The sequence below is a fragment of the Pseudarthrobacter siccitolerans genome (genome assembly GCF_001046895.1).
GTDB classification, from domain to species: Bacteria; Actinomycetota; Actinomycetes; order Actinomycetales; family Micrococcaceae; genus Arthrobacter; species Arthrobacter siccitolerans.
This window is the reverse complement of sequence record NZ_CAQI01000051.1, coordinates 62,062-78,740: the sequence shown is the minus strand read 5'-3', so window position 1 is coordinate 78,740 and position 16,679 is coordinate 62,062. Positions and strand designations below refer to the sequence as shown.

At 66.4% G+C, this 16,679-nt stretch carries 13 protein-coding genes and 2 tRNA genes; 3 read left to right on the top strand and 12 right to left on the bottom strand.

Annotation, left to right across the window (positions count from 1 at the left end; genetic code table 11):
* The first annotated feature begins 133 nt into the window (after nt 1-133).
* On the top strand, nt 134-661 hold the full coding sequence (locus ARTSIC4J27_RS16825) for a SixA phosphatase family protein (protein WP_050056355.1): 528 nt from the start codon (nt 134-136) through the stop codon (nt 659-661).
* A 6-nt stretch (nt 662-667) separates the two neighbouring features.
* On the opposite strand, the gene ARTSIC4J27_RS16820 is transcribed toward ARTSIC4J27_RS16825, so the two are convergent.
* From ARTSIC4J27_RS16820 to ARTSIC4J27_RS16795, 6 genes are all read right to left on the bottom strand, one after another.
* A complete protein-coding gene (locus ARTSIC4J27_RS16820; RefSeq protein ID WP_083435516.1) occupies nt 668-1,333 on the bottom strand; it encodes a hypothetical protein in 666 nt (221 codons plus the stop codon).
* 17 nt (nt 1,334-1,350) lie between these two features.
* Nucleotides 1,351-2,019, bottom strand: a complete 669-nt coding sequence (locus ARTSIC4J27_RS16815) for a TetR/AcrR family transcriptional regulator (protein ID WP_050056354.1) — start codon at nt 2,017-2,019, stop codon at nt 1,351-1,353.
* Nucleotides 2,016-4,052, bottom strand: a complete 2,037-nt coding sequence (locus tag ARTSIC4J27_RS16810; protein WP_050056353.1) for a YhgE/Pip family protein — start codon at nt 4,050-4,052, stop codon at nt 2,016-2,018. The genes ARTSIC4J27_RS16815 and ARTSIC4J27_RS16810 overlap by 4 nt, the downstream gene beginning before the upstream one ends.
* Nucleotides 4,049-4,795 carry a sugar ABC transporter ATP-binding protein gene (locus ARTSIC4J27_RS16805; protein ID WP_050056352.1) on the bottom strand — a complete coding sequence of 249 codons (747 nt, stop codon included), beginning with the start codon at nt 4,793-4,795 and terminating at the stop codon, nt 4,049-4,051. The genes ARTSIC4J27_RS16810 and ARTSIC4J27_RS16805 overlap by 4 nt, the downstream gene beginning before the upstream one ends.
* Before the next feature lie 64 nt (nt 4,796-4,859).
* The gene (locus ARTSIC4J27_RS16800) at nt 4,860-6,314 is read right to left on the bottom strand and encodes a dihydrolipoyl dehydrogenase family protein (RefSeq protein WP_050056351.1); all 1,455 of its coding nucleotides are present in this window, start codon (nt 6,312-6,314) and stop codon (nt 4,860-4,862) included.
* 88 nt (nt 6,315-6,402) lie between these two features.
* A tRNA-Arg gene (locus ARTSIC4J27_RS16795) sits at nt 6,403-6,476 on the bottom strand.
* Nucleotides 6,477-6,753: 277 nt separating this feature from the next.
* Here ARTSIC4J27_RS16795 and ARTSIC4J27_RS16790 point away from each other — a divergent pair.
* Nucleotides 6,754-8,580: a phosphoenolpyruvate carboxykinase (GTP) gene (locus ARTSIC4J27_RS16790; RefSeq protein WP_050056350.1), complete on the top strand. Its 1,827-nt coding sequence runs from the start codon at nt 6,754-6,756 to the stop codon at nt 8,578-8,580.
* Nucleotides 8,581-8,747: 167 nt separating this feature from the next.
* On the opposite strand, the gene ARTSIC4J27_RS16785 is transcribed toward ARTSIC4J27_RS16790, so the two are convergent.
* The 4 genes from ARTSIC4J27_RS16785 to ARTSIC4J27_RS16770 form a co-directional block, all read right to left on the bottom strand.
* Nucleotides 8,748-9,908, bottom strand: a complete 1,161-nt coding sequence (locus ARTSIC4J27_RS16785) for a globin domain-containing protein (RefSeq protein WP_050056349.1) — start codon at nt 9,906-9,908, stop codon at nt 8,748-8,750.
* A 183-nt stretch (nt 9,909-10,091) separates the two neighbouring features.
* On the bottom strand, nt 10,092-10,541 hold the full coding sequence (locus ARTSIC4J27_RS16780) for an RrF2 family transcriptional regulator (RefSeq protein ID WP_050056348.1): 450 nt from the start codon (nt 10,539-10,541) through the stop codon (nt 10,092-10,094).
* A 15-nt stretch (nt 10,542-10,556) separates the two neighbouring features.
* Nucleotides 10,557-11,057 carry a hypothetical protein gene (locus ARTSIC4J27_RS16775; protein WP_050056383.1) on the bottom strand — a complete coding sequence of 167 codons (501 nt, stop codon included), beginning with the start codon at nt 11,055-11,057 and terminating at the stop codon, nt 10,557-10,559.
* A gap of 8 nt (nt 11,058-11,065) precedes the next feature.
* Nucleotides 11,066-12,484: a phosphomannomutase/phosphoglucomutase gene (locus ARTSIC4J27_RS16770; RefSeq protein WP_050056347.1), complete on the bottom strand. Its 1,419-nt coding sequence runs from the start codon at nt 12,482-12,484 to the stop codon at nt 11,066-11,068.
* A 153-nt stretch (nt 12,485-12,637) separates the two neighbouring features.
* Here ARTSIC4J27_RS16770 and ARTSIC4J27_RS16765 point away from each other — a divergent pair, with 153 nt between their 5' ends.
* Nucleotides 12,638-14,851, top strand: a complete 2,214-nt coding sequence (locus ARTSIC4J27_RS16765) for a RecQ family ATP-dependent DNA helicase (protein WP_050056346.1) — start codon at nt 12,638-12,640, stop codon at nt 14,849-14,851.
* Nucleotides 14,852-14,906: 55 nt separating this feature from the next.
* On the opposite strand, the gene ARTSIC4J27_RS16760 is transcribed toward ARTSIC4J27_RS16765, so the two are convergent.
* Both ARTSIC4J27_RS16760 and ARTSIC4J27_RS16755 read right to left on the bottom strand, forming a co-directional pair.
* Nucleotides 14,907-16,340 (bottom strand): MFS transporter, encoded by a 1,434-nt coding sequence (locus ARTSIC4J27_RS16760; RefSeq protein ID WP_050056345.1) that lies wholly within the window; start codon nt 16,338-16,340, stop codon nt 14,907-14,909.
* A gap of 203 nt (nt 16,341-16,543) precedes the next feature.
* A tRNA-Ser gene (locus ARTSIC4J27_RS16755) sits at nt 16,544-16,631 on the bottom strand.
* Nucleotides 16,632-16,679 lie beyond the last annotated feature (48 nt).

The following is a 16,679-nucleotide window of genomic DNA, read 5'->3' as shown; positions in this document are numbered from 1 at the left end:
CGCTTTCGGGATGTGCCGCCTTTGGCGTTACCCAGCCTCTCCGAGCATTTGGCCTCCGCGGCTGGTTGATGGCGTGCTGGTCGTGACGTTGTGGGGCGTCCCAGGCTATTGGGGCGCGCTATAGGCTTGGGCCATGAGTGAGCACCATCTTCGACGCCTTGTGATCATGCGCCATTCCAAGGCGGATTGGCCCGGCGGGGTGGCTGACCATGAGCGCCCGCTGGAGGAGCGGGGGCACCGTGAGGCCCCTCTGGCCGGACGGTGGCTGCTCAAGCACAACATCGTTCCCGACTTCATCCTGTGCTCCAGCGCCCTGCGCACCCGCCAGACGTGCACGTGGGTGTGCTCCGAGCTGGGGGACAAGGCACCCACGCCCAAGCTTGAGGACGGCCTGTACGCCGCCTCCGCCCTCCGGATGCTCACCGTGGTCAACCACGTCCCGGACACGGTCACCACACTCATGCTGATCGCTCACCTGCCCGGCGTGCAGGACTTGGCCATGCACCTGGCCTCACGCGACTCCGACCACGACGCCTACATGGACGCCGCCACAAGGTACCCCACCAGCGCCCTCACCGTCCTCGAGACCGGGAAATCGTGGGCTGAGCTTGACGGCCAGGATGCCCGGATCACCAGATTCAAGGTGCCGCGGGCGCACTGACGCCGGTTATTTCTTCGGGGCCGGGCGCCGTGAAGGCTGCCGCGTGGAACCCTGCCGGGCTGCACTCTGGCTCCCCGCACTCTGGCCGCCCGAGCCCTGCCGGGTTGCACTTTGCCTTGGGGGCACCTGCCGGGCGGACGACGTCGGCTGGCGCACCGGCGTGCGTCCGGCGGAGGAGGTACGTGGCTGCGGTGCTCCTGGCGCGCCCTGGCGCCGTACAGGAGCCTGGCCCCGCGCACTGGCGGCAGGCCGCGAGGAAGCGCGTGCAGGAGCAGCACGCCCGATGGACCCCTGCCGGCCCGGCCACACAGCGCCAATGAACAGCGATGCCAGCGCCGTCGCCATCGACAGGGCGGCCAGGAAGAAGTAGTTGTCCGGGTCGTCGGTGGGCAGCGGTGTACCAAAGATCGAGGATTCATCGGTGAAGGCCAGCTCCCACGTGCTCAGAAAAGCGAGCGACCCGGCAACGGCCAGGCTGGTGGACAAGCCGGCGATCGCCAGCATCACGTAGCGCCGCCGCCGGAGGACCTCCATGATGCAAGCTACATAAGCCAGCCCCAGCACGCCCAGAAACGCCACGAATACAGGCTCGGCCAGGGTCATGCCCGTCAGGATCAGGAGCCCCGCAGCCACAATGCCGGTGATGACGGCAAACTTTCCGCTGATCCCCATATGACGCATGTTCACCATCATCCCCGAGGCGGGGCATCCCTCAGCACGTAGCCGCGCATAATGGCCATGATCGCTGCAACGCTTTGATTACGGGTCCGCTCCGGGTTGTACGTCTGCCGGTCCAGGCCCACCACAAAGCAGGCGCCGAAGATCGCGGTTTCCAGGCTGCCGCGGGACACCGAGGGATCCACCGGGTAAACCCTGGCAACCTTTTCCACTGCCTCGCCAATAACTTCCAGGAGCTCGGCGCGGAGGAGGGTAAACGTTCCCTGCCATTCGCTGGGTGTCCGCCAGTTCTCGCTGACCCACAGGCGTGCGAAGGAGGGGTATTCGGCCATAAAATCCATGGCTTGCCCGATCATGGCTTCCATGGCCAGCAGGGGATCAGAGGCGGGAGCCGCAGTGCCCGCCTCTGCCTGCGGGCCCAGGAGCCGTCCCTTGAGGATATCGACGCCGTGCCGCAGCAGCTGCGCGATGAGGTCCGATTTGCTGCCGAAGTTGTAATAGACCGTTCCCTTGGAAACGCCGGCGGCCGCGGCAATTTCATCAACGGTGACACCCGCCGCTCCGCGCTCGCCGATCAGCTCCATCGAGGCGTCGAAGAGCTTCTGCCGGGTGGCTGTGGTCCGGGCCGGACGCAGCTTTTTCGCCGGCTCCGGATCCGCTGGTTCGTGGGTGGAAGTCATACGGCGATCTCCGGCTGCAGCGTCTTCAAAGTCCAGAATTTCCCCTTGCGGACGGCAAGTGTGGACATCACCAGGCCCAGTGCCGTGTATCCGAGGAGGCCCAGCGCGGTGGGGAGGATCATCGACAGGTCGGCGCCATAGATCAGATGCCGCATCCCGGTCACCACGTAGCCCATGGGCAGGATCTCGTGCACCACATGCAGGGGCTGGGGAGTGGTCTGCCAGGGGAATGTGCCTCCCGAGGAAACCAGCTGCAGCACCAGCAGGATCAGCACCACCAGCTTGCCGGGGGAACCAAGGAGCGCCACGATTCCCTGGATGATGGCGCTGAAGGCCATGGCCGCCGCCAGCATAAAGAGCCACATCAGGACCGGATGGGCCGCATCCAGGCCCAGTGCGAGGTTAACCACCAGGGTCAGGAGGGTGGCCTGCACCACGGAGACCGCGAGGAAGGGAAGCCAGCCGCCGAGCGCGATCTTCCACGATCCGGCGTTGGACGCCAGGGCCCGCCGGGTGAGGGGCCGCATGGCCTGGACCAGCATAAAGACGCCGATCCACAGGGCAAGGGTGAGGAAAAACGGAGCCAGTCCGGCGCCATAAGACCCGGCCTTCGCCTGCGAAACATTGCTGACCGCCACCGGATCTGCGATCACCCGCGACAAGTTGCTCTTCTGGGCATCATCAGGGTTGGGAACCTGCCCCGCGCCCTTGCCGATTTCGTCCGCAAGGGTCCGTGAACCGTCGGCAGCCGCCCCGGCCCCCTGCTCGAGCTGCGCCGCGCCGTCGTCCACTTTGTGCGCTCCCTGGGCCAGTGCCGCGGCGCCGTCCACTGCTGCCTGCTCGCCGGTAGCCAGGGTTGCCGCGCCGGTGTGGAGCTGGTCGGCGCCGCCGGAGGCCTGCACTATGGCTTCCTTCAAGGCCGGGGTGGCTGCGGCAAGCTGGGCGGCCCCCACGCTGACAGCCTCGGACCCGTCGGCCAGTTGCTGGATCTGGGCGGCGTCGGTCTGGATCTTTGTCTTGGCAGCTGCCACCGGGTTCGAAGCGGCAGCCGCATCAAAGTCGGCCAGGATGCTGTCCGCCTGGGCCTGAGTAAGAACACCGGCTGCGATGAGCCGGTTGTTTGACTCCACTACCCGGGTGCGCAGGCCCTGGTCCGCCGCTTCGAGCTGCGCCGTGACGTCCTGGACCTTGGTGTTCAGCTGGGCGTTGCCGGCAGCCACCTGCGCGGCGCCTGCCGCCAGGGTCTGAGTATCGCTGGGCAATGTTGCCGTCTTGTCCTTGAGGACGGACAGCCCGCTGCTCAGCTGGCCTGCGCCGTCGGTCAGCTGGTTGGCGCCGTCACGAAGCTTCAGCTGCCCGGCGTAAAGCTCGTCGGATCCGCTGGCCAGGCTGGTGGTCCCCTCGTGCAGGGTTGCTGTACCGTCCCGGAGGGCGGCCACTCCGCCGGCAAGCTGGCCGGCACCGTCGGCTGCCCTGACCATCTGGGTGTGGATGGTGCCAAAGCCGGTGAGCAGCTGGTTGGCCGTCTCTTCGCCCACATCTGCCGCTACGGTGCTGTGCACCGAGGTGGTCAGCTTGTCCACGATGGTGCTCAGCAGATAGTTGTTTGCGTCGTTGGTGGTGACGTTGAGCATCGCCTGGCTGGCGGAGTCGAAGCTGCCGGGGGAGACGAGGTGGGCCGAGAAGTCCTCCGGGATCTTCAGGGCGAAGGCGTACTTGCCGCTGCTGACCCCCTCATCGGCCTGCTGCCCGCTGGACACCGGGATCCAGTGGAAGACATTGCCCTCCACCAGGCTGTCGGCGACTTTCGTGCCCGCCTGCAGCTGCGTCCCGTCGCTGGCGGTGGCGCCGGCGTCCTCAACCACCAGGGCCGCGTCGATCTGGTCCAGGTTGCCGTAGGGATCCCAGTTGGCGTACAGGTACACCGCGCCGTACAGCAGGGGGACCATGGTGAGTGCGAGGATGGTCAGCTTGGGCAGCAGCCCGCCGGTCATCCGCTTGAGCTCCGAGCGGGCGAGCCGCAATACAGTCACTTGGCATCCTCGGTCTCTAATTCAATGTCTTGGGCTGCCGCACGGGCCTCAGGCGCTGCCCGGCTTCCGCTGGGTGCTTTCTCGGGCGCCCCCGTTTCATTCCTGAGCGCTTGGGCGGGGGTTTCCGCGTTGCCGATGGTGGCGAAGGAGCCAGACCACGACGGCGGCAGGGCAGCTACGGTTGCAACGACGGCAAGCGGCCTCCCGGCGTCGGCCGCCAGCTGCTCAAGGCGCGGCAGCCAGTTGGCGGCGTCGGCAGTGTGCCGGTCGGGGGAGTCCACCACCAGCAGGTCCGTGTGCGGGTTCGCCAGCGCCAGGGCCGTCAGGAGTTCCAGCCTGCGCAGCGGGTCCAGCTGCTCGATCCACTGGTCCGCGATGTCTTCGAAGCTGTTCACCTTGAGCCACGGACTGCTGAGCAGCGCTCCGCGGTAGCGGCGGGGAATCAAGGCGAGGTCCTCCGTAACGAGGTCGCGGACGCTGAGGTGGCGCTCGGGCTCATTGACGCCGGGAGCATCGACGAGGGCGCTGGCCATCCGGACCTGCCGGATGCCGCGGCTGCCGTCCCAGCTGACGGATCCGGTGGTGGCTTTCATCCGGCCGCTGAGCACCAGTGCCAGCGCGGTGCGGTGGTCCTGCCGTTCTCCGGACACGAGGACCAGTTCACCCCGTCTGGCCTCGAGCGAGGTATCCGGAAGCAGGGGGTCGCGGCGGCCGCGGACATGGAGCTGCTGGGCAGAGAGCAAGAAAGGCCTTTCACGGACGGTTGCTCCCTCCAGTGTATCCAAACTGACCGGTCAGTTCAAATAACTAAAGCCCGTACTTTTCGAGAAGTCGCAGCCAGACTTCGCTGATGGTGGGGTAGGAGGGAACAGCGTGCCACAGCCGGTCCAGCGGCACTTCACCCACTACTGCGATGGTTGCTGCGTGCAGGAGCTCCGCCACATCCGGCCCGGCAAAGGTGGCTCCCAGCAGGACCTGGCGGTCTTCATCAATCACCAGCTGGGCCCAGCCCTCATAGTTCTCCGAATGGAGTGAGGACCCCGCCACCTGGATGGGGAGCTCCACGGAGGAGGCGTTGTAGCCGTCTTTTTGGGCCGTTTCGAGGGTACGTCCCACGGCGGCAAGCTCCGGATCGGTGAACACAACGCCTGGCACGGCGTGCTGGTTGGCGGTCTGGGCAAAACGGCTCCAGTCCCTGGCAACGCCGGTCAGCTCCCCCTTGGCGCGGGCGGCAATGGCGTCCCCGGTGGCACGCGCCTCGTACTTGCCCTGGTGCGTATAAAGGTTCTTGCCGGCAGCGTCACCCACGGCATAAAGCCAAGGCTCTTCGCCGGGGGCTCCGTCAACCAGGCCTGAATTGTCCGTGCTGAGTCTGAGGTGTCCTGCTTCATCGGGCTCAAAGCCCACGCTCTCCAGCCCCAGCCCCTCCAGGGCGGGGTGGCGTCCCGTGGCCAACAGGACCCGGTCCGCTGCCACGCGGGAACCGTCGGCAAGCTGCAGGCTGAAGGAGCCGTCGTCGTTCTCGCTGATGCTGTCCGTGGCGGTGTTGAGCCGGAGCTCCACGCCGTCAGCCCGCAGCCCTGCTGCGACCAGCCTGGCAGCCTCCGGCGGAAAGTTTCGCAGCAGCCCGCTGCGCGCCACAAGGGTCACGCTGGAACCCAGCCTGGCGAAGGCCTGCGCCAGTTCCGTTCCGGCAACGCCGCCGCCGAGCACCACCAGGCGGCGAGGAACTTCCTTGGCGGAGGTAGCCTCGCGGGTTCCCCACACCTGCACGTCCTCCATGCCTTTAATGGGGGGAATGTTGGGCGCGGAACCGGTTGCCAGCACCACCGCATGGCGCGCCTGTAGCTGGTAGGAGTTGCCGTCCAGTCCGGCTACTTCCACGGACTTTGGTGCCGTCAGCCAGGCATGGCCGCGGATGAGTTCGATGCCCGTATCGTCCAGCCACTTCACCTGGCCGTCGTCCTGCCAGTTGGACGCCATATAGTCCCGATACTTCAGGACGGCTGCGGCATCAAGGGTGCGGGTAACTGCTTCCTTGGCGCCCGGCGTCGTCTGGGCCCCGTGGAGGGCTGTACCGGGACGGAGCAGGGCCTTCGACGGCATGCATGCCCAGTAGGAGCATTCGCCGCCCACCAGTTCCGCTTCCACCACCACGGCCGTAAGCCCGCCTTGGACCACCCGGTCCGCCACATTTTCCCCCACGGCGCCAGCGCCGATCACCACAACATCAAATTCGCGCAGTACTGCCTCGGGCATCATGGGGAAAGCCTACGCCGGGCGGGCTGCCGGCAAGGTTACGGCACAACGCAAAAGGTCCGCACCGGCGAACCGGTGCGGACCTTGTTTGTGCGCCCAAAGGGATTCGAACCCCTGACCTTCTGTTCCGTAGACAGACGCTCTATCCAGCTGAGCTATGGGCGCATCTCGTGTTCCTGGAGAAGAACCGCTCTCCCTGAACCTCGAATTACTTTACGCGAGGGGTGGCCGCGATGCCAAATCGGGAAGCGTGTAATCTCCGCAACTAGACCGGTATAGGTGACCTTCGTCACTTAATTGCGCCGATGTGCGGTCAAATTCCTTGATATTGCGCGGAATTGCATTTCTGCAGTCACTAAACGTCAGCATACGTCCAAAAAACTCCAGTGGTCCGGACCATAGCATTTAGCACACACCGATGAACCCGAGGAAGGGAACCGCAATGGGCGATCTGGCGCAGAAGCCGCTGCTTGATAACGCACCCACTACACATGCCGGTCTGCTGGCATGGGTCGAGGAGGTTGCTGAGCTTACGCAGCCGGACCGTATCTACTGGGTGGATGGCTCTGAAGAGGAGAACACCCGGCTCACGGATGAACTGGTGGCCGCGGGAACGCTGACCCGGCTCAACCAGGACCTCTTCCCCAACTCCTTTGCCGCCTTCTCAGATCCCGCGGACGTGGCCCGCGTGGAGGAGCAGACCTTCATCTGCTCAGAAAACAAGCACGACGCCGGCTTTACCAACAACTGGATGGCCCCGGCCCAGATGAAGGAAAAGCTCCGCGGCCTGTTCGCCGGCTCCATGCGCGGCCGCACCATGTACGTCATTCCCTTCGTTATGGGCCACCTTGACGCAGAGGACCCCAAATTCGGCGTCGAGATCACGGACAGCGCCTACGTTGTCGCCTCGATGCGCATCATGGCCCGCATCGGCACCGATGTCCTGAACCGCATTACCGAAACCAACGCCTTCTTCGTTCCCGCCCTGCACTCCCTGGGCGCGCCGCTGGAAGCCGGCCAGGCTGATGTCCCGTGGCCGTGCAACCCGGACAAGTGGATTGTCCACTTCCCCGAGGAGCGGTCCATCTGGTCCTTCGGCTCGGGCTACGGCGGCAACGCGCTGCTGGGCAAAAAGTGCTACGCCCTGCGCATCGCATCCGTCATGGCACGCGATGAGGGCTGGCTGGCCGAGCACATGCTCATCCTCAAGCTCACCTCGCCGGAGCAGAAGACGTACTACGTCTCCGCCGCCTTCCCGTCCGCCTGCGGCAAGACCAACCTTGCCCTGCTCGACCCCACCATCAAGGGCTGGAAGGTCGAAACCCTGGGTGACGACATCACCTGGATGCGGTTCGGCAAGGAAGGCGAGCTCCGGGCCGTCAACCCTGAAGCGGGCCTCTTTGGCGTCGCTCCCGGAACGGGCTGGGGCACCAACCCCAACGCCATGCGTGCCATCGCCAAGGGCAACAGCATCTTCACCAACGTGGCATTGACCGACGACGGCGGTGTCTGGTGGGAGGGCATGACGGAGGAAGTGCCCGCGCACCTGACCGACTGGCAGGGCAACTCCTGGACACCGGATTCGGACAAGCCCGCAGCGCACCCGAACTCGCGTTTCTGCACCCCGATCGACCAGATCGACATGCTGGCCGAGGAGTACCACAGCCCCAACGGCGTTGAACTGTCCGCCATCCTTTTCGGCGGCCGGCGCAAGACCACCATCCCGCTGGTCACCGAGGCCCGCAGCTGGTCCAACGGCATCTTTATGGGCGCCACCCTGTCCTCGGAAACCACTGCTGCCGCAGCAGGTGCCGTGGGTGTGGTCCGCCGCGACCCGATGGCCATGCTGCCCTTCATCGGCTACGACGCAGGCGACTACCTGAACCACTGGGTCAACCTGTCCGCCAAGGCCAACCCCGAGCGGCTGCCCAAGATCTTCCTGGTCAACTGGTTCCGCCGGAACTCCGAGGGCGGCTTCGCGTGGCCCGGGTTCGGCGACAACGCCCGGGTCCTGAAGTGGGCCATCGAGCGCCTCGAGGGCAAGGCTGATGCGGTGGAGACGCCCATCGGTTTCGTCCCAACCGGTGACGCCATCGACCTCGAAGGCCTGGACATGACCCCCGCCCAGGTGGAGGAAGCCGTCAAGGTGGATCCTGCGGAATGGGCTGCGGAACTTGCCTCCATCGAGGAATGGTTCGCGAACTTCGGCGGCTCGCTGCCGGACGCCCTCCAGTCCGAGCTTGTGAACCTGAAGTCCCGGCTGGGCTGAATCTCTTAAGTACAACGGCGTCCTGGAGTACAACGGCGGCCCCGCACCTTTTCGCTGGAAAGGTGCGGGGCCGCCGTCGTACTCTCCGGAGTTTTTGTCCAGATATGCAGGCTTCAGGGGCCTTTACGTCTGCGTATCTGGACAAAAACTCCAGGGGCGGTGGGGACTCAGCTGGCCAGCCAGATGTCCGGGCCGAACACCTCGTAGTGGATCCGCGTTGCCGGGATGCCGGCGCTGATGGCCTCATTGCGGATGTTCTTCATAAACGGCAGCGGGCCGCACAGGTACAGGGATGCATCGGCCGGAAGGTCCACCTCGCGCAGCGACATAAAGCCCGGCTTGGCCCCCGCCTCCGGCTGTTCCAGCCACAGCTGCAGTTCGGCACCGTCCAGGCGTTCGACGTCGTCCGTCATCTGGCTGCGCAGCGCCCAGTTGTCGAGGGTGCTTTCGGCATGGAGCACCAGTACCTGCCGGTCGGAACCGGCCTCGGCCAGTGACCGCAGGATCGAGGCCGTGGGGGTGCAGCCGATGCCGGCGGAGGCGAGCACCACGGGGCCGTCGCCGTCCTTGAGGGTGATCTCGCCGTACGGGTTGGAAATTTCCAGGATGTCTCCCACCTGCACACTCCTGTGGAGCACGGGCGAAACCTCGCCGCCGTCGTCAATTTTTGTCGTGAAGCTGCGGCTGGTTCCGGTTTCCCCGGAGAGGGAGTATTGCCGCACCTGGCGGAGGCCGTCCGGCAGGACCACCTTGACGCTGATGTACTGGCCGGGAAGGGCAGGCGTCACCGGGGTGGCGTCCGCCGGCTCAAGGGTGAAGGTCATGGACCCGGCGCCGGCGGGGGTTTTTGCTGCCACACGCCAAGGCATCCACATTTTGTCGTTGGCCTGGCCTGCGTAGAGCGCCTTCTCAAGCTTGATCAGCGCGTCCGCCATCAGCCAGTAGACCTCGGTCCAGGCTTCGGCGATCTCGGGCGTGATCACCTCCGCCAGGTCGTCGGCGATGGCCGCGAACAGGTGCTCGTAGACCACCTGGTACTGCGGCTCGGTGATGCCCAGGGATGCGTGCCGGTGGGCGATGCGGGACAGGACCGTCTCGGGAAGCGTGCCCGGATTGTTGACGAGGTGTGTGGCGAAGGCCGCAATGCTCCCTGCCAGCGCCTGCTGCTGGTTGCCCGAACGCTGGTTGGACCGGCTGAAAACGCCGTCCAGGAGCTCAGGGTGCTCGGCGAAGAGCCGCTGGTAGAACTTGGGCGTGATGGCGCCGATGCGCGAACCAACAAGCGGCAGCGTGGCCTCGATGACCGGGCGGGATTTGTCCGAGAGCATAGGAACTCCTGAGGTAGCGGCCGGGGCCTTCGTCCGGCCTTAGCGAATACCTGCATTAGAAATGCGTGTATTCATATCCCAATTTCTACACCTCGTAGAAGTTGGAATCAAATCGGCACCGCCGCGGTGCGACATGTGCTTTTATGCGGGGAAATCTGAGGGCAGGCGCGGTACGGCCGCCACCTACAGCCCGGGCCGGAGGCCGATCATTTCGAAGACGGGCTCCATCTGCCGGGAGACCGGAAGATCGGCGATCACGACGCCGTCGAGCTCCCGGTAAAAGGCTTCACGCGCCCGTGACAGGGCTGAGCGGAGCTTGCATTCACTGAGAAGCGGGCAGTTGCCGCCGGGAGCCACGCACTCTGCCGCGTCCGTTCGGGTATCGAGTTGCCGGAGGATTTGTCCCACCGTGGCAATCCGGCCGGCGTGGCTTAGCCGGGAACCGCCGGTCCGGCCGCGTTCAACGTCGATCAGCCCAAGTTTCCGAAGCTTGGCCATTGCCTTGCTGACGTGGTTATACGGCGTCCCCACGGTATCGGCGATGTTTTGGGTGGTGAGCAGCGTGCCGCCGGGAGCAGCGGCCAGTACCATCAGCGCCCGGAGGCTCACGTCGGCAAATGCGTTGATCTTCATAAGCCGGGCCCCGGTCTAGTCCACCCAGATGGTGGGCTCGCTGGCATCGGCCGCAAGCTCGCCGAACTGCCACGTCCGGGTCACGCCGTCGGCCGAGTATGGCAGCACGGCCGCGAAAACCTGGCCGTCACGGTGCTCCGTTGCCACATGGATGGCGTCCGACTCTTCCTCCACCAGGAGGATGTCGCAGACCACCGCGGCGGCCCGGAAATCTTCCCGGTTCTGCCGCAGCAGGGCGGTGAGGTCGCTGATCATGCCGTCGGCGTCGAAGTCGCCGTGGGAACCTTCTTCCACATCCGCCGGCGTGACGGCAACCAGCCGCACCTCACCGTCGTTCTGCACTGTCAGGGCGAAGGGCAGGAAGCCGCCGTTGCGCTGCAGCTGCTCCTGCGCGGCACTGATACCCGTCCCCAGGAGGTTCTCAAGGTCGGTGGCCGTACTTTCCGCGACGGAGTCCCGCGACGACGAATGACCGCCGGTCCCCGATCCGGAGTCCGGTTCCTTGTCCTCGGCCATCAGCAAGGCTAGGCCCGGACGATCGACAGGACGTGGTCGCGGATCCGCTCCATCGTGGGACGGTCGGTGGCCTCGACATTGAGCCGGAGGAAGGGCTCTGTGTTGGACGGGCGCAGGTTGAACCAGTAGGTGCCGTCGTTGGCCGTGAACGTGCTGCCGTCCATCGTGTCGATAGTGAGGTCTTCGCCCGCGAAAGCCACCCGCACGCGCTCCACGGCTGCTGCCTTGTCCTCGACTTCGGAATTGATTTCACCGGACGAAACGTACGGCTCGTACTCGCGGCCCAGCTCGGAGAGCGGACCGTCCTGCTCGCCGAGGGCGGCCAGGACGTGCATCGCGGCCAGCATGCCCGTGTCCGCGTTCCAGAAGTCACGGAAGTAGAAGTGGGCTGAGTGCTCGCCGCCGAACACCGCTCCTTCCTCTGCCATGACTGCCTTGATGAAGGAATGGCCAACGCGCGTGCGGACGGCCCGGCCGCCGTCGTGCTCCACGAGTTCAGCCACGGCGCGGGAAGTGAGGAGGTTGTGGATGATGGTGGGCGTTGTTTCGCCCAGTGCCTTGGCGCGGGCGATTTCGCGGCGGGCCACCATGCCGGTGATGGCCGACGGCGAGACGGGCTCGCCCTTCTCGTCGATGACGAAGCAGCGGTCGGCGTCGCCGTCGAAGGCCAGTCCGATGTCCGCGCCATGCTGGAGGACTGCTGCCTGCAGGTCGCGGAGGTTCTCCGGCTCCAGCGGGTTGGCGGGGTGGTTGGGGAAGGAGCCGTCCAGCTCGAAGTACAGGGGAACAATGTCCAGGGGCAGCTTGGGGAGCAATGCGTCGCCCAGGACCGCCGGGGTGGTCAAGCCGGCCATGCCGTTGCCTGCGTCCACCACTACCTTCAGGGGGCCTGAGCCGGACAGGTCCACGAGCTTGCGGAGGTACTCGGCGTAGTCCTTGAGGACGTCGCGGACGCTAATCTGCCCGCGCTGTTCAACGGCCGGGATGCTGCCGGTGTTCAGGTACTGCTCGGCCAGGGCCTGGATGTCCTTGAGGCCGGTTTCCGAGGAGATGGGCACGGCCCCGGCCTTGGACATCTTGATGCCGTTGTAACCGGCGGGGTTGTGGCTGGCGGTGAACGTGGCCCCGGCACGGTTGAGGTAGCCGCAGGCGAAGTAGAGTTCGTCGGTGGAGATCAGGTCCAGGAGCTCGACGTCGGCGCCGCGGGCCACTGCACCGTTGGCGAAGGCCTTGCTGAACTCGGGGGAGGAGGGGCGCATGTCGCCGCCTACCAGGATGGTCTGGCCCTGGAGCTGCAGGATATCCACGAACGCGGCCCCCACGGCTTCGACGATTTCGGCCGTGATCGACTCGCCCACGATGCCGCGGACGTCGTACGCCTTGAAGGATGCCGAGAGGTCAAAAGTCGTTGTCTGTTCGCTAGTCACGGGCTTTATCTTACGTTGGCCGTGGAGGTGCCTGTGGAGGAGAGGTTGGGGGCGCTTCATGTGACACCGGATCCCGGCGCTCCCTGATTCCGGGTGTCCACATAGCAGCCGCCTCCGGTGCCGGCTGTCAGGGGCGGCTGGGATACTGAATCAATGGTCGATAACCAGTACGCCACAGCAACTTCCGAACCTGCCTTCGATGAGTCCGTGCCGGAGGCTGCACCTTCCGCTTCCACGTCAGCAACCGCCCGGGAAGCACTTGAGGTTCTCCGCGAGCTTGTGGGGCACCCGGAGGCTGCCTTCCATGAGGGACAGTTTGAAGCCATTGAAGCGCTGGTCGACGGCGGGCGGCGGGCCCTGGTGGTCCAGCGCACCGGTTGGGGCAAGTCCGCCGTCTACTTCGTGGCATCCCTGCTGTTGCGCCGCCGCGGCGCCGGGCCCACCCTCATCGTCTCGCCGCTCCTGGCCTTGATGCGTGACCAGGTGGCTGCCGCCGCCCGCGCCGGTGTCCGCGCCGTTGCCATCAACTCCGCGAACCAGCTGGAGTGGGACACCGTCCGTCAACAGCTAGCCGCGGACCAGGTGGACGTGCTGCTGGTCTCCCCGGAACGGCTCACCAACCCGTCCTTCCGGGAAACCCAGCTGCCGGAGCTGATCCGGCGGACGGGTCTGTTGGTCATCGACGAAGCGCACTGCATCTCCGACTGGGGCCACGACTTCCGCCCTGACTACCGCCGCATCGCGGACCTGATAACCCAACTGCCGGACACCGTTCCGGTGCTGGCCACCACCGCCACCGCCAACTCCCGGGTGGTCCATGACATCGAGGAACAGCTCGGGGACGGGGTCCTCACCATCCGTGGTTCGCTGGGACGTGACTCATTGCGGATGGGCGTCCTGTCCCTGCCGGACTCGAAGCAGCGCCTGGGCTGGCTCCTGACCCACCTGGCTGACCTTCCAGGGAGCGGCATCATTTACACCTTGACCGTGTCCGCTGCCGAGGACACTGCACGGCTCCTCGCCGAGGCCGGCCACCACGTGCTGGCCTATACCGGCCGGACGGATCCGGCAGACAGGGAGCGTGCCGAGCAGCTGCTGAAGGACAACGAGGTCAAGGCCCTGGTGGCTACCTCCGCATTGGGGATGGGCTTCGATAAACCGGACCTCGGCTTTGTGGTCCACCTGGGGGCGCCGTCGTCCCCGGTGGCGTACTACCAGCAGGTTGGCCGTGCAGGCCGAGGCGCCGCCAACGCCGACGTCCTGCTGCTCCCCGGCGCGGAGGACCGGGACATCTGGCAGTACTTCGCCACTGCCTCCATGCCGTCCGAGGAGAAGGCCGCCGCGGTGCTGACCGCCTTAGGTGAGGCCGGGACCGCGCTCTCCACGGTTGCCCTGGAGGCGCGCGTGGACCTCCGCCGTACTCCGCTGGAGCTGCTGCTCAAGGTCCTGTCCGTTGACGGCGCGGTAGAGCGGGTGGGCGGCGGCTGGCGGGCCACCGGGCAGCCGTGGATCTACGACGCCGAGCGGTACCAGCGGATTGCCGAGGCGCGCGTGGACGAGCAGGACTCCATGGTGATTTACCAGGACACCGCAGGGTGCCGGATGGAATACATCACTTCCGTCCTCGACGACGAAACCGCCAAGCCCTGCGGCCGCTGCGACAACTGCGCGGGCCGGTGGTTCCCGGCCGAGATCGCAGAAGCTGCCACCGAGGCGGCCAGCCAGACGCTCAGCAGGGCAGGCGGAGTCCTTGAGGCGCGGCTCCAGTGGCCCAGCGGCATGGACCGGCTGGGCGTTCCGGTCAAAGGAAAGCTCAAGCCGGGGGAGGGCCTCGCCGAAGGGCGTGTCCTGGCACGGATGACGGACCTCGGCTGGGGTGGCGCGCTGCGGGAGCTCTTCGCCGCGGGCGCGGAGGACAGGCCCGTGGAGCCGGGCATGCTGCAGGCCTGCGTACAGGTCCTGCGGGAGTGGGGTGCCGGCGACGCCCGCACTCCGGGCTGGAGCGGCGTTGGCCGGCCGGCCGCGATCGTCAGCATTCCCTCGCGAAGCAAACCGCAACTGGTGGAGTCCCTGGCCCGCGGAATCTCGGAGATCGGGCGGATCCCGTACCTCGGCGGGCTGCAGCCCGCCCACGGCGGTCCCACCGGAGGCCGCGGCGGCAACAGCGCCTACCGGCTCGCCGGCGTCTGGGACCGCCTCGTGGTGGGGCCCGAGCTTGAGGCTGGGCTGGGTGAGCTCAACGGCCAGACGGTGATGCTGATTGACGACCTGGCGGACAGCCGGTGGACCCTGACGGTGGCCGGGCGGGCGCTACGGCAGGCGGGGGCGGGGGCTGTCCTTCCGCTCGTGCTGGCCCAGGCGGGCTGAGGCAAGGGCTGCGGTCGGGTGGGACAGGGTGACCGCGCCGGCTGGTAAAGCCGGCTTAGACCCGCTGGGCCTTGCACTGGCTGACTTCCGCCCCGGCATGGCGTGGCAGGAAGAGGCTGTCTGCCGTGCTTGCGAGCATCAGCACCGTCATCGCGAGGAAAGCCCCGCGGAATGGTCCGGCAGTGTCGCCGGGAAAGGTGCCCAGTCCGTCGAACACCCGGATCAGCAGCGCGCCCACGGCAATGCCGGCGCCGGTGGCGAGCTGCACGAGGGTGGCGGACACCGTGTTCGCGGATGTCAGCTGCGCGGGCGCGATGTCCGCGTACTGCACGGAGGCATAGGCGGAGAAGCCGATGGAGCGGAAGGCGCCGCTGCAAACCAGCAGGGCAAAAGTGACTGCCTGGGGAGTTTCGGCCGTCAGCAGTGCGCAGAGCGCGAAGGTAGCCGCGGAAGCCAGCGAAGCAAACACCAGCATCGCACGGAAGCCGAAGCGCCGGATCAGCGGTGTTGTGGCCGGTTTGATGCCGATGTTGCCGATGAACACAGCCGCCACCATCGCTCCGGCGTGCAGCGGGGACCAGCCGAAGCCGGCCTGGAACATCAGCGGCAGCAGGAAAGGAACCGAGCTGATGGTCAACCGGTAGGCGAACCCGCCGGTTGCCATCGCCCGGAAAGTGCGGGTGCTGAACACGCCAAGGTCAAAGAGCGGGTTGCGGGTCCGGCGCATCCACAGGACAGCGCAGGCAAGGAACACCGCACCGCCTCCGGCACTCAGGGCAGCCCATGGTGCGCCGGGGTGGGTGCTCACCAGCTCGAGTCCCACCACCAGGGCACCCACGCCCAGGGTGGTGAGGAACAACCCCAGCCAGTCCAGCCGCCGGCCGGGATCTCCGGACACTGACGGGACCAGCCGGAGGGCGGCAATAAACGCGGCAACACCGAGCGGGAGGTTGATCAGGAAGATCCAGTGCCAGGACAGGTAGGTGGTCAGGGCGCCGCCCACCAGAGGGGCCAGGACGGGTGCCAGGAGCCCGGGCCACACCAGGAATGCCGTGGCGCGGAGCAGGTCTGCCTTGGGCGTGCCGCGAAGGACCAGGAGGGTGCCCACCGGAACCATCATGGCGCCGCCGAACCCCTGGGCCACCCGGCTGAGGGTCAGGGCAGTCAAGTCCGCGCTCAACGAACATGCCAGCGAGGCGACGGTGAAAATCGCGATCGCCAGGCAGAAAACGCGGCGAGCCCCGAACCGTTCCGCCAGCCAGCCGCTGAGCGGAATGCCCATGGCAACGGTCAGCAGGTACGCCGTCATTGTGATGTTCACGTCCGCCGCCGGGACGTGGAAGTCCGCGGCGATGTTGGGGATCGCCGTAGTGAGGACCGTGCCGTCGAGGAACTCCATAAAGAAGGTGGCCGCCACCAGCAGTGCCAGGCGGGGGCTCCATGCGTGGGTGGTGCCGGACGCCTCGCCCACCGTGTTGCTTGCTGCCATCTGCCCATCCTGCCACCGCCGCGGTCCGCGGAACCTCAGCTGTCCGTTCCCCGGACGGGGACGGATGCTGGAAGAAAGATCCGGGCCGCTACCCAGCTCGCTACAGGGCCGCTAACCTGGCCCGCTACCCCGGAGATCCTGCGCCCCGGGTAGGCAAATCCCCGGATACGCAAAAGGCCCCGGTCAGGGACCGGGGCCAAACGCGGAGACGGGGGGATTTGAACCCCCGGTGGAGTTGTGCCCCACACTTCATTAGCAGTGAAGCCCATTCGGCCGCTCTGGCACGTCTCCAATTGCTATTCCTAGCCCACCAAGGATACGCAGATCCGGGCACCCAGT